This window comes from Streptococcus pseudopneumoniae ATCC BAA-960 = CCUG 49455 (genome assembly GCF_002087075.1).
GTDB classification, from domain to species: domain Bacteria; phylum Bacillota; class Bacilli; order Lactobacillales; family Streptococcaceae; genus Streptococcus; species Streptococcus pseudopneumoniae.
Genome location: NZ_MWSM01000001.1, coordinates 84,916 through 99,888, shown reverse-complemented (window position 1 = coordinate 99,888; position 14,973 = coordinate 84,916). Strand labels below are relative to the sequence as shown.

Sequence of the window (14,973 nt, the reverse complement as noted above, 5' to 3'; positions counted from 1 at the left end):
ATCTGCTTTAAAGCTGCCCATACTGAAGGGACAGCACAATCAAAATGTGCCGCAATTTCCCGTAAAAAAGCATCTGGATAAGCCTCTACAAAGGATTTCAATTCCTCTAAAGGAATCTTTCGGTTTTTGACGACTCGCTTTTTCCTCTCTAAGTGTCCTTGTTCACGTAAGTTCTTTTCCCACGTGAAGAGAGTTCTGACGCCAACATCAAAAACCTTGGCTGCCTCGACATGGCTGTGCCCCTCTTTGATGTAATCTAATGCTCGCTGTTTAAAATCTGTACTATATGCCATAGCTTTATTATAACATGCTTGTTTGAAACTAAGCAACTATACTATAATTTGAATCCTTTTGCTCACGATACTACTATAGAAATCAAGCATGAGTAAAACCAGTGGAACTTACCCTGACACGGAATTCCACTGGTTTTTATGATTTTTCTCAGACTAACTTCCAATTCTACTAGCGGTGGAACTTACTTTGGGAATTTAGCTTGTATTCTCTACTCACTTTTTGAAAAAGTTACAAGTCCAATAACTGACAACAAGAGAGAAATTCCAGAAATACTTAGCATAATAGAAATCATGTTATTCTCACCAGTGGCTGGTAACTGTTTTCCTTCTTTGATGACTGTAGCTAAAAGCACTTGTTGATCACTTCCAGCTAGTGTTTTATTCTCATGCTTAGCTTCTATATTGGAATGATGTATTGTAATTGATGTAGCTTTCTCAATTTTATCATTGCTAATTGAAGGCTTAATAGTTGAGACTTGTCTATTTTGACTTACTAATTTAACAGGTTGCACTTGAGAAACTGGCTTGATCGTTACAACTGGTTTAGCTGGAATAACTGGATTAACTGGTGCAACTGCTTTAGTTGGATCAACCGGCTTAACTGGTACAACTGGTTTGGTTGGGATCTCTACTTTATTAGCCTTAAGTTTTACAACCGTTTCTTTTAGAGCTTTGATTACTTCATTAATTTCTTCTTGACTAGCTTCTGCATTTTCCAAAAGTAGCTTAGCTTTGTTGAAAATAAGATGATATGCATCTTTCTCCTCTTTGCTAGCTGTCAAAAATCTTGGATCTTTTTCTTGGAACTTCACTTCATCCTCGATAACATTCTTTAGGCTCATAAAATCTGTTTCTTTCCCATTCAGCTGGTCTTGAGCTTGCAAGAAAGTGGTCAACAGACGGTCAATTTCATCTTGAGTTATCAAATCTTTTGTAATTAATAATGCCAAGAGTTTAAATTCACGATCATATTGACCTTTGCGTTCTTGATCAGAATTTATATATTTACCTTTTTTAACTGTCTCAGCATATGCTTTAATGGCATTCTTCAATGATGTGATATCAGATTCCTTACCATCCAATGTTTGCATAGCAGACTCTAAAGCCTTAACAATTTGGTCAATTTTATCTTGGTTAAGTTTACTTCCTAATGCTAGTTGCGCATCTTTGACACTTTGCTCAAACATCTCTTTTAAATTCTGTTTTGTATTATAATATCTTGGAGTTTTAACTACTTCCATTTGTTTATTTAAAGCTGCAATCAGAGCTAACTTAGAAACAACTGAAAGTGACAAAACATTATTTTTACCAAACAGAACTTTAAATGGTTGAAGATTATCAAGTAATTCATAACCGTTTGACAGATTTACAAGAACTTTATATTCACCAGTAACCACTTTCTTACCATAAGAATGTTTACCATATGTTTCAGCTGGCAAGACTTGACTCTGACCGTCTTCACCTACTAAAGTAATCATTGTAGTTCCAGGAACAGCTTGATTAAAGCCAACTGTTACTGGGGCATATTTCATTTTGTTAGCCAAGAAGGTAATAGTTTGAAAACTATTTTCTTTCGTTAAATCAAATTCCTTAGATAGAGCACTCACAAATTTCAACTCTGTACGATCATAGCTAAAAATTTCTGCAACATAATGCCCAAATTTCAAGAAATTAATATCTTTTGACTTATCAACGGTTACATATTGACCTTCGCTATTTTTAATGCGATAAACATAAGTTGTATCAATCTCATCATTGGTTTTATTGTTTAGTATAGCAATTTTTACACGACCACTATTTTCTTCACCTACAAGATCTTTGAGAGATATAAAATCTACATTTCCCGCAAAGTCTTCCACATAATAGAAGATTTTCGATTTATCAATGTTCTTAGGAAGTGTATAACTACCATCTTCATTTTGTTTGATAATCTGATACTGTTCGATTTCTGAATCTGCCGCCTCTCTATTTTCAGAAGGACGAATATAAAAGACTTTTTCTAGAAGAATTCCGCCATTTCCGACATCCTGAGGTTTACGAGCTATAAATTGTTCTTGATTTTTTTGAGAACGAATATATCCCGAAGTAATCAGAGGTTTTTGTGTATCGATTTGAATTTTAAATATTGTGTATTGTTCTTCAGCTCCAGGGACATCTGGCTTATAACTAATAACATAGTCATAAATTCCATCAGAGACTCGATTTCCATTAGAATCCTGTCCTCCCCAAGCTGTTTTATCTACAATGTAACTTCTTGGATTTCTAGTATCGCCATCAAAATAATTTTTCACAAGGTCTGTTGGACGACTTTGCCAAATAGGCTGACTGTGTGTTGTATCCGAAGAATCATAAACAGTTGCACGAAGATTTACCAAGTTTCTATAGACAAGAGTTTTAAATTGAACAGAATCTTTATTACCATCATCGTTCGGCGAGATAGCAAGGCGAACATTACCCTTTTCATCTAATTGAAGATGGTATTTTCCTTCATCATCTTGTTTCACTCCGAGTACAGTCACTCGATTTCCTTGACGCTCTGCTTTTAAAACATTTACATCATTTTCAGAACTTGTTAAATAAGTTACATCGTCTGAAGGTGAAATTCCTGGATTATCTTTATCAATTTCAGAGTAAAATCCACTGTTTCCTTCCTTAATCAATTGATAAATTGGTTTTTCAATTGCAGGTAGATTTTGGAATTCTCCCTTAAATCCCATAAATGGTAAACCAATAACAGAACCATCATCTGCAGGATTGACAAATCTAACAAATCCTTCTAGAAAATAACCATTTGGCATTATTTTGCTAAGTTCTTCAGTAAACTTACTTGTATCTACACTAACTGTTACTGTCTTCGTACTATGAGCTTTCACAGTTACTTCGGGCCAAACTGTTTCAGTTAGTTTTCGTGGACGGAGAGTGAATTTTCCTTCTTCAACTTCGTCCGTATTTGTATTTACAATCATCTTCAATGTTCGGTCTTTATCCGAAATATTATGAATTGTAACTTCAAAGGTAAATTTATCACCAACATTACCAAGAGTAACACTTGGATAATTATTTGCACCTGTTACAAATAGATCTGTGCTTGTTGCCGCCATCGTGTCAACTACGCCAGCACCTTGGTGACGTGGAGAAGTATAGGCTCCAGTTTGTTTATTAAAATGTGGTTTTGCAGTAGACATAATTAAAGCTTTTACAATCTCTGAAATTTGACTAGCTGATAATTCAGGATGTTTCTTTGCTAAATATTCTTTGACTAATGCTGCGACACCAGCTACATGAGGGGCCGCCATACTTGTTCCACTTATACTTCCATAACTATTGTCGTTAAATGATGAATAGATATTTCCACCAGGTGCAGTAACATCTGGTTTCAATTGTCCATCTGTTGTAACTCCCCAACTTGAAAAATCTGACAATTGGTCTGCAACATCTGATTTACGATTATCCATCTTGTGATTAAAGACAATTTTATACTGACCAGACTTAAGAATTTCACCATAATATTTTGAAATAAAGACAGATGGGATTTTCTTAGCATCACCTGTAACAGACATACTAACATTTGCACCTTCAACGTTGTTATAAATTAAAACTCCAGCTGCACCGTGTTGAAGAGCATTTTTAATCTTATCAGAGAAATGGATTTTACCACGTTGAATCAGTGCTAACTTACCTCTTACATCAATATTAGCAAAATCTTCTTCACGACCAATACCCGTTGCTACATATTCGTATTCTTTCCCTTTTTCAAAATCTTTTTCTGTTTCAGGTCTATTAAAATCAAACTTACCATAATCAAGGGTAGCGTCATTTTCTAAACCTTTTACTTCAAAGACTTCAGTAGTTAGAATTTTATTATTAATCGAAGCAACAGAAATTGAATCTTCTACTGTAGAGGGATTTCCGACGAGACCATAATCAGGATTTTCTGCTAATGGTTGTGAAAAACCTCTACCGAAAGTATTGCTATTACCAGCAGCAATAACAACAGATACTCCTTTAGTGCGTGCTCTTTTTACTGCTTCAATAATATCTGAACCCGCATCTACAGTTGAACCCGCACCTGCACCCAAACTCATATTGATCACATCCGCACCTAACGCAACTGCGTCATCAACGGCTTTTACATAGAGGGCAGAGGCTGTAGTTTTATCTCTATCTGAAAAAACTCTCATAAACATAATTTGAGCTTCTGGCGCCACCCCATAAACCTTCTCAGAATTCGGGGCTTTATTAATTGGATTTCCAGCTACAATACCAGTAACGTGCATTCCATGAGACTCTTTTTCAGCCTCTTTTATATTATCAGTTCCATCAAAGTAATCATAAGCATATACTACCTTGTCACTGTACCATTTTCCATAGTCAATACCGGCAGCTTTTTTAGCTTTTTCGATATCATCCTGATTTTTAAATTTCGCCTTTGACGGATCAGAAATACGCAGAACTTCATGATTCAAATCAAGGCCTGAATCTATAACAGCGACTACAGTTCCTTGCCCTTTGTGTCCTGCTTCCCATGTTTTAGGGACAGTAATCATTTCATTACTGGAGATACTATTTGGCTTTTCTTTATGTCCACTTTGAGATAACGACTGTGATTGTGAACTTTCGGAAGAAGAACTTCTTTCTACTGCTGATTCTTCCTTCTTCTCTTCACTTTTTATAGCAGTCTTTTCTTTCTGTGTGATTACATTCTTGTCTGACTTATTATCTCTATATTCTATAGAATCATCTTGTTTTACTGACGCTGTCGCTTCTGTTTTTTCCTTTGAAGAAGAATCTAGAGCATTCTTGTCAGCCGTGACTGACGGTGCGAGCTTATTTGAATCATCTAATTTATTAATTATTACTGCATGTGTAACTTGATTGGATGTTTCAAATTTCCCCTCAGCAGCACTAACCTGTACTAAAGCAAATCTGCATGCAAAGACCGATAGCAGAAAAATCGTTGCTATTTGGTACTTTTTATGACAAAAATCTTTGCAGTCTCCCATAAAATCACTCCTTTTTATTTAAATTAAAAGTATTATATCCTAAATTATCTGAAAATTCTATCAAAAACTTATTTTGTAACAAAATTGTAATATTAATCACTCTTCTCATGTAATTTAAACATAAAGAAATTTAATCTCGATTAATACAAGACTAAATTTCTTTATTAAATAATTACTTTCCATTCAATTACTCATTAAGCAAAAACCTTACTAATCACGGTCATAGAATAGTTCATGTGCTTTTATAGTAGATTGAAACTAGAATAGTACACCTCTACTTCTAAAACATTGTTAGAAATCGATTTGACTGTCCTGATCGATTTGTCCTATTCTTATTTCATTTTACTATAATCGTGAATTAAGCATTTCAGGAACTGTGACAAACGTAACCGTACAATAACGAAGTCTATTGAAAAATCTCCAGATTAGTGAACTTAGCGATAGTTCCTAATCTGGAGATTTCTTATTTTCACCTTTCTTGTACAACTTTAGTCCATGGTAAATAAGCCTCTAAAACCTCTTTGTTTACGAGAGTTTCCTCGTTTGGAAGACATTCTAGAAGATAGGATAGATATTTCTCGCTATGTAATTGATGACGTTTAGCTGTTTCCAACAAGCTCATAATAATAGCTCTTGCTTTAGCTCCTTCAAAACTTTGAGAAAACAACCACCCTCGCTTTTTAAAATTTAGCTTAGGCTAAAAGAGTCCACTGGACTCTTTTACTCCGTCCCATTTTAGCGTGACTACCACGCTTTGTTCTATCTTTCTTCATATTTAAATAATATCAAAACCAAGCATTAATTTCAATGATAAATAAGTAAACTCATGGCTTTTGAGTAAAGAAAAAAGCTTAGAATGAACTAAGCTTTTTAAAAACGAATCGTTTCACGTGTTTTCTCATATGAGGTAACAAAGCGATTGGTTACACCAGGCTCTGCCACTTCCAATGCTTGAGAAATCTTGTCAAATGAAGCGTGATAATCAAATTCTTTTTCAAAAATATCTAAAGCTTCGTTAAATGCTTCTTGAATGCGTTCATCAAATGAGCGATAGCGGTTAGAATATTGCAAGAGTTGCTCTGTTAAGGTTGCATATTGTACAATATTATAAGTTTCCATTTCTAAAGCTTCCATATCATTCGTTGCAATTTCAAGAACTCGGGTAACAGATTCAATGTTAATCATTTTCTGTTCTAACTCAACCATTAAATCCTCGGTATTATTGCTTGCCGTAAAGAATAATTTCAAGAAAGTTTGTGGAATACCTGGCAGATTGCGTTTTTCCATGTATCGCTTGATAGTATGGAGACGATTGACATAAACATTGGACTTTTGACGTGCATTGATATCATCTTTCTCAATTTGTGTCAGGCGCTCACTAACTGAAATTTGCTCATCTTCAATATCTTTTAGTTGAGTTTGTAAATCCTCAAGATTTTCTTCAAGAACTGAATAAGCTTGGGTTGGTTCTTCTTGATTTGAAGTTACCTCAACAATAGCTGCCTCAAAACTCTCTAATTCTGTCTGAATACGACGAACATGGCTTGCAGCTGTCTCAGGAAGTAAATAGGTCTTGTTCAAACGTGCAATATCTTCTCCCAATAAAGTATTATTCTCTTTCATATGTTGAAGGTAAGTTGGAAGAGTTGCAAGTAGATTCTCCACTACTTTCTGAGCAGCAATTTCTCGAGTAAAAATATCATACAAAGCATTGATTTCCTCTTGTGCCTGTCCATTCTCATATTCGGCATTATCCAATTCCAACTGGCGAATATTCTCTTGGTTTTTCTTGAATGCTTCATAAAGCAAGTGGAAACGTGCTTCAATATCCGTTTCAACAAAATGATAATTAGCATCAATTAGTTTACGATAACCGGCTTCCAAATCCTGTAATTGATCTGGCAATTCTGTAGAAAGCGTCGTAACCAAGGCTGGAACACGATCCACAATATGACTTAAGGCCAAAATGTGATTTTCTGTATTATCCAAAATCACTGCGGCTTCCACAGGGTCACCCGATGAATTCAAGGTTACAAATTGTGAAAATTCAGATTGGATATTTTCTAATTGTTTTTCAATTTCATCCAAGGCTTGACCATACTGTTCTGAATTTTCAGCAACTCTATGCTGAAGTTCCTCAAATAAATCCAAAGCATGAAGAACACGACCACTATTTTTAGATTCTTGCTTCTCTAAGTCTGCCAAAGCATTGCGAATTTCAGCAATATCTTCTTCAATCAAAGTAATTTGACTCTCAATTTGGTCAATTTGATGACTGGCCTTGAGAAAACGAAATGAATGGTTATAGCCTTCTGCTTCAAAGAGATTATTTTCAATATCGGCAAAAGAGTTGAGAGATAAATCGACCCATTTTTGATTCCATTCACGGAAAGCCACTTGACTTTGTCCAATCAAGTGCATATTTTTTACAGCTTCTACTTCATCATTTACTGGAAGATTGTATAGTTCTTCTTTTCTTTCTTCTAGCGCCTCTAATCTCCCCTCGTTTCGCTTACGTAGAAAGATTGCTACTACATAAGCCAGAACTAAAATGACTGCAATTGCAACCATTAAATAAATTAGTTGTCCATTAGACATATCAAACTCCTTTTTTACTTGAAACAATCGTAACGATTATATCATATTTTTTAGACCAAGGGAACTACTTCTCCCTATTTTTTAGACATCAAGTGTACTATAGACAGCATTTTCTTCGATAAACTCACGACGAGGCTCTACTCGATCCCCCATCAACATATCAAAGATTTTATCTGCTTCTGCAGCATCATCTACAGAAACTCTAGCCATCAAGCGATGTTCGGGATCCATGGTTGTTTCCCACAGCTGATGATCGTCCATTTCACCTAGCCCCTTATAACGCTGAATAGTCGGTTTGGTACGACCTTCACTATAACGGGCTAAAGCTTCTTGGAGTTTGATTTCTTGATCTGCACCCGGCTGGATATATTCTTTAATCTCGCTTCCAACCTTGACACCATAGATTGGTGGTTGGGCAATATAAACATAACCAGCTTCTAGGATTGGTTTCATATAACGATAAATCAAGGTTAAAAGAAGGGTACGAATATGGGCTCCATCGACATCGGCATCGGTCATCAAAACGAGTTTTTGGTAACGGGCTTTTGAAACATCAAATTCTGCACCAAATCCTGTTCCCATCGCTGTGAAAAGACTACGAATTTCTTCGTTAGCTAGAATCTTATCCATACTTGCCTTTTCAACGTTCAAAATCTTACCGCGAATTGGAAGGATAGCCTGGAACTCACGGTTACGACCAGATTTAGCTGACCCACCAGCTGAGTCTCCTTCGACGATGAAGAGTTCTGTTTCAGCAGGATTGTTAGAAGAACAGTCTGCTAGTTTCCCTGGAAGGTTGGAAATTTCCAAACCAGATTTTTTACGAGTAACTTCACGCGCACGCTTGGCAGCCACACGAGCCTTAGCAGCTAAAATCCCTTTTTCCACGATACGCTTAGCAATCTGTGGATTTTCCATGAGAAAATCAGAGAAGGCATCACTGAAGAGGCGATTGGTAATCTTGACCACTTCGCTGTTTCCCAGTTTGGTCTTGGTTTGTCCTTCAAACTGTGGATTTGGGTGTTTAACTGAAATAACTGCAGTTAATCCTTCACGAACATCTTCTCCTGTCAGGTTGTCTTCATTGTCTTTAAGCAATTTATTCTTGCGAGCATAATCATTGATAACACGAGTCAATGCCGTACGGAAACCTTGCTCATGCGTTCCACCTTCATGGGTATGAATATTGTTGGCGAAACTCATGACATTTTCATGGTAACCTGTTGTGTACTGCATAGCTACTTCAACTGTGATATCATCCATCTCACCGTCTGTGTAGATTGGTGTATCAAAGATAACATCCTTATTCTCGTTGATATATTCAACGTAACTAGCAATCCCACCTTCATAATGGTAATGCTTGGTTTGTTCCAAACCTTCACGCTTATCTGTGATAGAGATTCGAAGACCACGATTTAGAAAGGCCAATTCTTGAATACGCTTATTTAATTTATCAAAATCAAAGGTTGTTGTTTCCGTAAAGATTTCTGGGTCCGGTGTGAAGTGAACTGTTGTTCCCGTTTTATCCGTATCTCCAACCACCTCAAGGTCTGCAACAACATGACCACGACGGTATTCTTGGTAATGAATTTTACCGTTTTTGTGGACATGAACATCTAATTGAGTGGAAAGGGCATTAACTACTGATGACCCCACTCCGTGAAGACCACCCGAGACCTTGTATCCACCACCGCCGAATTTTCCTCCAGCATGAAGAACCGTAAAGACTGTCTCAACAGCAGGTCGGCCTGTTTTTTCCTGAATATCGACTGGGATACCACGCCCATCATCAACAACTGTAATCGAATCATCGGGCTCAATAAAGACTTGAATATGGCTAGCAAATCCTGCCAAGGCTTCATCAATTGAGTTATCAACAATTTCCCAGACTAGATGGTGAAGACCTTCTTTTGAGGTCGATCCGATATACATCCCTGGACGCATACGAACAGCCTCTAAACCCTCTAAAACTTGAATTTGACTGGCATCATAATCTTGTGCCTGCAGATTTTTGATTTCTTCTGTCATCTTATTCCTTTTTCTTACATGTCTAATACTTGTCTTAAATTCACGATACTGGTAAACAAGTGGGTATCCAATCCTGCAGCTTGACCTGCTTCGATATCAATCGGCCGATCACCAATTACAAGACCAGAGCTAATCTGATACTTTTCTCTTAAATAAATCATGGACTCAGGATCTGGTTTTCTCTTAAAGCCTGAGTTAGAAGTCACTACTTCCGTAAAATAAGCTGCTATAGAGGTTTTTTCTAAAATTTCCAAGACCTGATCATTTCTGTGAGAAACTAAGAAATGACGCCCACCTTGATTTGAAATGTCCTCCAATAAGTCAGAAACTCCATCAAATAAAATCGGGTGTTCAAGCTCTCTGGCTTCATTTTCCTTGTACTTTTCTAAAAAATGCTCTAAGTTGGGAGCGAATGTCCCAATTGCAAAATCAGTAGAAACCTTTAAAGCTTGATAGACACTGTCATGGTCTTGTCTGATACCATACAGTGCCAATGTTTCAACAAATGCAGCTGTTGAAGTTTCATAATTATCCAGTAAAGTTCCACCTAAATCCCAGATATAATCGTGATATTTCATAGCTTTCATTATACCATTTTTTCGTTAAAAAAGCGATGATTTCCCTGAGTTTTCCACATAAAAAAACGAGAGGTTAACTCCCGTTTTATTGATTTTTACCAAAGACATCTCGATAGAGCATTCCAGTTCGTAACCCCTCTGCGTCTCCTCCTAATTGCTCTACCAACTCGTAGGCAAAGGCAAGGGCTGTCGAGGGACCTCGACTGGTTGTCAAATGACCATCTACCACTACTGTTTCCTTGACATATTGACCATCAAGGATTTGCTCTTGAACACCATCATAACAAGTGTACTGCTTGTTTTTCAATACCCCTGCTTGATTGAGGGCAATTGGAGCCGCACAAATGGCTGCCAGTTTCTTTCCTTCTTGCTCGAAGCTTTTCAATTCTTGAATCAAGGCCTGATTATCGCGCAAATGTGCAGAACCAGGCATCCCTCCAGGAAGGACAATCATGTCATAATCTGATAAATCACCATCAAAGACACGATCTGCTGTGACTTGGATTGCATGTGAACCCGTCACTTGCTCTTCAAAACCAACCATATCACAAGTGATATTTGCCCGACGCAAAACATCCACAACTGTCAAAGCTTCAATTTCTTCAAAGCCCTGAGCTAACATAACTGCTACTTTATCCATGATTTTCTCCTTATTTGATTCGTTTTAATACAACCTTTTTCCGCTTGAATCGGACTTTTCCACTCTTTTCTTCAGCTAGATTAGTCTGGTAACTCATCGATAAAAGCAAACCAACACCAATCAAGTTACTGATAATAGCCGATCCCCCTTGCGAAATAAAAGGCAGAGGAATCCCAGTCAAAGGAAGCAAGCCCGTCACAGCTCCGATATTCTCAAAGATGTGGAAGAGTAACATCATAATCAAACCTGTGGAAATATAGCTGTAGAACTGGTTATTTGATTTGAGAGTAATCTTCAACATACGGTAAATCAACATGAGGTAAAGGACAATAACCAGGACAGAGCCAATAAAGCCAAAATCTTCTGCAATGACCGTGAAAATCATATCTGACTCACGAACTGGAATAAGCAGATTTGAAGTATTAAAACCTTGGCCAAATAAACCACCGCTCCCAATGGCAATCTGCCCTTGAGCCTGCTGGTAAGTCGTTGTTTGGGCAAACTCAAAGGGATTGAGCCAAGCCAAAATCCGATTGATTTGGTAGGTCGGCATTCCAATCTGGTGAAGAAAAGCTCGTCCGTCCTTGCTAATAAAGATGGCTAAGAAACCAGCAACTCCTGTTACAGCAGTCACAAATACTGGGATAATAATTTTCCAAGAAACCCCTGATAATAAAACGATTCCTGAGAAAATGGCTACAAAAACCAAAGCCGTCCCTAAGTCACTTTGAAGTGCTAAAAGAACTAGGACTGGAATAGTAAAGAGAATCATCCAAAAAATTAACAAAAAGTCCAGCGGAACCGTGCGTCTCCATTCCTTATGTTTTTTGGTAAACTGGACAATGACACGAGCCAACATGAGGATATAGGATATCTTCATAAATTCTGACGGCTGGAACAAGGTAACACCATTTACCGATACCCAGTTTTTGGCACCCGTTGATGCAACTAGGCTTGGATTATAAAAGACAATTGGCAAGACCATGAGTCCCAAGCCTAAAATATACAGAAAGGGGGTTACTTTCCAAAGAAATTCTGTATTAAAGAGCATGACCACAAAACCAATCACAAGCCCCAAGGCAATCCAGGCGACCTGCTGCCCTAAAATGGGCAGAATATTGTTTGGATAATCATGACTAACAGCTATATAGATAGCCACCACGCCAATAACCAGTAGAAAAAATACTGGCAATAGCAAACTATAATCGACTCTTGAGTCGAGAGAACGTTTCATATACACTAACCTTATACTTTCATACAATACTATTTATCAAAGTTCATTTAAAAATTTATCAACAGCTTCATCAACTTCGGATCGAGAGACGGTTTTAACAGTCGCTTCTTTTGCTAGAGAAGTCACTATTTGCTTGCCGTATCGTTTTCCGACAATTCTCCTATCCAAAATAAGAGTTAAAGAACGTTGGTGTTCACGTCTCATACTTCTTCCCAAAGCCTGTTTTAAACGAATAATAGCCATTGGCAATTGATAATCATAAAAGGCATTTTTCCCTTCTTGAATTAGTTCCTGATTGATCTTTTTCGTCAAGGGCTCTTGAGGATTTTGGAAAGGAAGTCTTGGTACAACTTGAATTACAAAAGGATGACTTGAAAAATCAACTCCTTCCCAGAAACTTGCTGCGCCAAGCAGGATTTGTTGTTCACCTTTTTCAAAGCGTTTCTTTAGCTGATGAACATCCCCATTTTTATACTGGGCCAAGTGGCTAACTGGAAGTAAATCCGATACTGCTAGAAGCATGTCTTTAGCGGTAAAGAGAACCAAAATCGGTTGCTGGAAAGCTTGAACTCCCATCAGTAAATCAGCTACCTCTTGGGCATAAACTTCTAAGGAAGTTTCTGTTACTAGAGGAAAATCTTTGACCAAGACCACTTCTTGATCCTGTTTTTTACAAGCTTCAATCTTAACAAATTTAGCTTCGGGATAGCCTAACAGGTCTGCCAAAGAAACTCTTTGACTAATCTCAAGAGTGGCCGACACTCCCAAGACTTGACATGAATCAGGCACTAAGGAAGATAGAAGAATACGGCCTGATTTCGTAGAAGAAATCTGAATTTTCTTTTGACTCGTTTCAGTTGCTTCAAGCCAGTAATCTCGGTCAGCTGTAAAATAGCGAACCAGCTCCTCAAAGCCTTCTACCTCTAATTCTGAAAAATACTGATGGAGATTGACCAGAGAATCTAAGATATTTTTCCTAGATTTTCCAGACTGAAATTGTTCTATCAAGTAGAAGCACTCAAAGCGAATACTTTCTAGTATTCGTTGTTGGACCTTATTTTGCTCCTCCAGTAGAGCCTTATCAAGCAAATTGATAATAGACTGGATATCGTAGGTCTCTTGAAGCAGATTTTCTAGAGCTAACAAAATCTTTTGAACTTCATCAATAATCAATAAACGGTCACTGACAAATTCAGGATTATCTTCCAGTCTAGTTACAAGATAGGCATGATTGGTCACTAAAAGCTTGCAGGTTTGTGCCCTTTCTTGACTACGTTTCCAAAAATCTTCCGTCACAAATAAGCTATGAGATGATAAATTCCCATCATGACAAAGATCTGTCAGAAAATGTTGGTAACGGTAGAGTTGCCCAATTTCATCCAAATCTCCTGTTTCTGTCTCTGTCAACCAGACCAAGAGTTGCATTTTAAAACGTCTAAATAAGCGATTTTCATCATTTTCCTGCAAGGAACGATAAAAGGTATCCAACTTCAGATAATTGTGTGGTCCCTTTAAAGAATGAATATCTGTATGAAATACTTCCTTGAGACGTTTACCTTCTTCTTCCATGATTTGATTTTGAAGAATCTTTGTCGGAACACTAAGGACAATCTGACGATTTTCCACTTGGGACAAAGCGGGTAAGAGATAGCCATAAGTTTTCCCAATCCCAGTCGGCGCTTGAATCAGAGAGACAGGCTCATCTTTCAATAGCAAGCCAACCTCTTTAGCAAAACTTTCTTGTTCCTCCCTCACTTCAAGGTTCAACAAAGAAATATTTTTAGAAAAATCTTGAGATAGTTTTCGTAGCTCCAGGGGAGCTGTAGTTTTCTTGAAATACAGTCCTTGAACTTGGACCAAGTTTGGTGAACTCAGGATAGATTGACTTCGATAAATTTCTTCAATAACCAGATAGGACTCATATAAGAGAGCATCAGCCATTTCCAGCAAGCGTTCCAAGAGACCTTTAGGAAGCTGGGTCATCTTTTCCCGTAAAAAAAGAAGTAATTCTGCTGTAGCTTGGGCATCTGAAAGGGCTGTGTGTGCGTGTTTAAGAGGAATTCCTAATTCTCGACACAAAATCGGCAAGCTATATTTTTCCAGTTCAGGGAAAAAGACCTGGGCCAATTCGACCGTATCAACACGAGGGTTTCTTAGTTCATAGCCTTCAAAAAATAAATTTTCCGCCAAGAGATTAGCATCAAACTGAACATTATGGGCTACAAAAATCCCATCCTCCACCAAGTCAAAGATTTTTCTGGCAACTTGCGAAAAATCAGGCGCTTGTGCCAGACGTTGATCAGTCAGTCCTGTCAGTTCTTTGATATGAGCATCCAAAGGTTCATGTGGATTGACATCCGTCGTATAGTGATCGACGATTTTTCCATCCTCAATCACAACAATTCCCACTTGAATAATTTTAGCCTTACTACCTGTGCTAGTTGCCTCTAAATCCACCACAACATAGCGATTACCAATCGTTTTCATTATAAAAAATTATACCAAAAAAAGGGCCATTTGGCACCTGCAAACATAGGATAATTTTCAAACTCGAGAAGGTTACTTGTATTAAAAATTCCAGCAAACAGAGCATCCTAGC

7 protein-coding genes and 2 pseudogenes are annotated in these 14,973 nt (G+C 37.5%); all 9 read right to left on the bottom strand.

Annotated elements, in window-relative coordinates; translation table 11 throughout:
- Window positions 1-293 (bottom strand): annotated as a pseudogene (locus tag B4W83_RS00555) (IS630 family transposase); the annotation flags it as partial.
- A 209-nt stretch (window positions 294-502) separates the two neighbouring features.
- On the bottom strand, window positions 503-5,296 hold the full coding sequence (locus B4W83_RS00550; protein WP_000502031.1) for a S8 family serine peptidase: 4,794 nt from the start codon (window positions 5,294-5,296) through the stop codon (window positions 503-505).
- 469 nt (window positions 5,297-5,765) lie between these two features.
- A pseudogene (locus tag B4W83_RS00545) lies at window positions 5,766-5,975 on the bottom strand (IS66 family transposase); the annotation flags it as partial.
- 191 nt (window positions 5,976-6,166) lie between these two features.
- A complete protein-coding gene (gene ezrA, locus B4W83_RS00540; protein ID WP_000064834.1) occupies window positions 6,167-7,894 on the bottom strand; it encodes a septation ring formation regulator EzrA in 1,728 nt (575 codons plus the stop codon).
- Between the two features lie 81 nt (window positions 7,895-7,975).
- Entirely contained in the window at window positions 7,976-9,922 is a 1,947-nt protein-coding gene (gene gyrB, locus B4W83_RS00535) for a DNA topoisomerase (ATP-hydrolyzing) subunit B (RefSeq protein WP_000134042.1), read from the bottom strand.
- Window positions 9,923-9,936: 14 nt separating this feature from the next.
- A complete protein-coding gene (locus tag B4W83_RS00530) occupies window positions 9,937-10,500 on the bottom strand; it encodes an HAD family hydrolase (protein ID WP_025172083.1) in 564 nt (187 codons plus the stop codon).
- Window positions 10,501-10,585: 85 nt separating this feature from the next.
- Complete coding sequence (locus tag B4W83_RS00525; RefSeq protein WP_000361936.1) at window positions 10,586-11,140, bottom strand: DJ-1 family glyoxalase III; 555 nt, start codon at window positions 11,138-11,140, stop codon at window positions 10,586-10,588.
- A 10-nt stretch (window positions 11,141-11,150) separates the two neighbouring features.
- Window positions 11,151-12,374 (bottom strand): FtsW/RodA/SpoVE family cell cycle protein, encoded by a 1,224-nt coding sequence (locus B4W83_RS00520; protein ID WP_000830667.1) that lies wholly within the window; start codon window positions 12,372-12,374, stop codon window positions 11,151-11,153.
- Between the two features lie 36 nt (window positions 12,375-12,410).
- Window positions 12,411-14,861 carry a bifunctional DnaQ family exonuclease/ATP-dependent helicase gene (locus tag B4W83_RS00515; protein ID WP_000848730.1) on the bottom strand — a complete coding sequence of 817 codons (2,451 nt, stop codon included), beginning with the start codon at window positions 14,859-14,861 and terminating at the stop codon, window positions 12,411-12,413.
- Window positions 14,862-14,973: the final 112 nt, after the last annotated feature.

Excerpts from the sequence above, each read along its gene's own strand:
- B4W83_RS00515 (WP_000848730.1), bottom strand. The coding sequence starts at position 14,861 with ATGAAAACGATTGGTAATCGCTATGTTGTGGTGGATTTAGAGGCAACT.
- ezrA (WP_000064834.1), bottom strand. The coding sequence starts at position 7,894 with ATGTCTAATGGACAACTAATTTATTTAATGGTTGCAATTGCAGTCATT.
- B4W83_RS00530 (WP_025172083.1), bottom strand. The coding sequence starts at position 10,500 with ATGAAATATCACGATTATATCTGGGATTTAGGTGGAACTTTACTGGAT.
- B4W83_RS00520 (WP_000830667.1), bottom strand. The coding sequence starts at position 12,374 with ATGAAACGTTCTCTCGACTCAAGAGTCGATTATAGTTTGCTATTGCCA.
- B4W83_RS00550 (WP_000502031.1), bottom strand. The coding sequence starts at position 5,296 with ATGGGAGACTGCAAAGATTTTTGTCATAAAAAGTACCAAATAGCAACG.
- B4W83_RS00525 (WP_000361936.1), bottom strand. The coding sequence starts at position 11,140 with ATGGATAAAGTAGCAGTTATGTTAGCTCAGGGCTTTGAAGAAATTGAA.
- gyrB (WP_000134042.1), bottom strand. The coding sequence starts at position 9,922 with ATGACAGAAGAAATCAAAAATCTGCAGGCACAAGATTATGATGCCAGT.